This is a genomic window from Pectobacterium brasiliense, assembly GCF_013449685.1.
Taxonomy (GTDB): domain Bacteria; phylum Pseudomonadota; class Gammaproteobacteria; order Enterobacterales; family Enterobacteriaceae; genus Pectobacterium; species Pectobacterium brasiliense_A.
In genome coordinates this window covers 1-309 of sequence record NZ_JACDSF010000158.1, presented here as the reverse complement: position 1 = coordinate 309, position 309 = coordinate 1, and the positions used below count along the sequence as shown (strand labels likewise).

The window sequence follows — 309 nt, the reverse complement described above, 5'->3', positions numbered from 1 at the left end:
TTCGGTGTTGTCGTGTCTTTTTCGCCCACCTCCACAAAAAAAAGATCGGGCCACGTTGTGGTGATATCCGGTATTGATACGGATACGGAGGATGTTTCCTCCTCGTTAAAATCCAGGATGATGTTTACTGTTGCTGCGGTGGCGGCAATCGCGGGCGAAACGGCACAGATCTCCAGTTCGCGTTTTTTCACCCTGATGGGCGAAATCAGAGAAGCAGACGGGAGTGCTTTTGTCGTGAAGATGAAGCTGACAAAATCGGGTAGGTTCAGGATCATATTGCTGTCGGTAAAGAAACGCTCGGCCTGCCTG

General features: G+C 50.5%; 1 pseudogene. It reads right to left on the bottom strand.

Annotation, left to right across the window (positions count from 1 at the left end):
* Positions 1-309 (bottom strand): annotated as a pseudogene (locus tag H0248_RS21825) (MFS transporter); the annotation flags it as partial.